Source organism: Arsenophonus nasoniae DSM 15247, from assembly GCF_000429565.1.
GTDB lineage: Bacteria > Pseudomonadota > Gammaproteobacteria > Enterobacterales > Enterobacteriaceae > Arsenophonus > Arsenophonus nasoniae.
This window is the reverse complement of sequence record NZ_AUCC01000218.1, coordinates 1-1,643: the sequence shown is the minus strand read 5'-3', so window position 1 is coordinate 1,643 and position 1,643 is coordinate 1. Positions and strand designations below refer to the sequence as shown.

The window sequence follows — 1,643 nt, the reverse complement described above, 5'->3', positions numbered from 1 at the left end:
CGTGCTGCTGTCTATTCCTTTCTTTAACTGCTTAATCGCTTCTGTGTCGTTAATTTTTTTGTCGATTTCTTCTAAAATATCACCCGGTAAACTATCCGGTTTTCCTGATGCTTCTACAAAAGGCGATTTACCATAACTGTTTATCGTACGAATATAGAAATAATACTCGTGACCAACCTTAAGATTCTCCTGTGTCCAAAACTGTCCTTGTCCGACTTTAGTGGTATGATTAATGACTTCATGTTCTGATGCGTCTGGCAATTTCTTATCACTAAACCAAAATTCAAAGGTACTGCCATAGGCGGCTGAATCGCCTAACCTGGGAGCAGCGGTTAATGAAAACATGCCGACAGTAATATCAACATTGATTGGCGGAGGTGGGGCTACGATTGAAAAATCACGAATGGTGGGTTGTGATATTGCCCCTGCTGCATTAACGGCTCTAACTTCAACGCGATAGGTTCCTCTTGGTAATCCAGCAATATCAACACGCTCACCAGGTACTTGGATCGTTTGAATGACTTTGCCTTCCTCAATAATATTGACTGTATTGTAACGTACATCCGCCGCCACATCTTGCCAGCTTAAATATCCTTGAACCACATCACCGATATTGACAGGCATAAAGGCAAGATTTATCGGCGGGGCGACACCACCTGTTGGTAATGTCGTAAATGGCGGTCTTTCAAAAGGCTTACCGATAATATCTTCGTAAATATAAGCGCCGTCTTCTTCTAACAGAATTTCTACGCCTTCCTGCGGATGAAATTTCCATTCAGCCACGCGGAATTCAAGCGATTTAATGCCTAAATTCGGTAAATCGAGCAATACCACATCGCCGGGACGATAAGCGTAGCCATCCAAGTTTAATGTTAGTTGAACCCTGCGGCCGGCGCGCTTTTTGCGTAAATAAAGATTAGCCAAACGCTGTGCCTGATAGGGACTGGTGACAAAGCGATAATCGATATTTTCTTTAATCTCAAGTCCGTCTTCTTCTACCCATTTATCCATTACAATAGGGCTAAAGTCCGTTTTAGTGTATTTTTGCTCCGCATCAACAAAAGTACCATAAATCGCATTGGTCGCTTCACTTAACGGCAGTTCAGGCGTAATACTCACCGTGTCGATGATTTGATGCGGTTCAATTTTGAGCGTAGCAGGGCCATGATAAGCCCACATTAATATGCCATGTTGCCCTGCAATGTACGTTGGCTCTGCCCCAATACAACGGTGCATATGTTCGAGAATGGATGCGGGGGATTCCGATAACTCATAGGCGCCATTTAAGGTATAACGCGGCTCAGATTTACCCTCGGGCGTCGTCACTGACTCATCACATAAATCCGCTGCAATCTTAAAAGCATTGAAATCGATATCACTATCGGGCACGTTTAAATAACGGCGATAATAGTCTAAAATAACCAGTGCCCCATTATTACTCCAAGTGGTTCTGTTCGATCTTGGGTCAAACAGTTCTTTCCCCCACACTTCCACTTTTATATTGGGTATACCATGTGGGTACTTTTCTTGGTCATAGAAAAGTGTAAATCGGAGTGTAATGGTCAACAAATTCTGTAGAAGATCTAAGCGGCATTTTTTAGTTCATGATATTTTTGATGTGGCGTTAAATAACCAATCGTTGA

1 protein-coding gene is annotated in these 1,643 nt (G+C 42.7%); it reads right to left on the bottom strand.

The window, feature by feature from the left end; all coding sequences use genetic code 11:
• On the bottom strand, positions 1-1,566 hold a 1,566-nt coding region (locus G468_RS21910), incomplete at its 3' end, for a phage tail tip protein J-related protein (protein ID WP_248604905.1).
• Between the last annotated feature and the right edge of the window lie 77 nt (positions 1,567-1,643).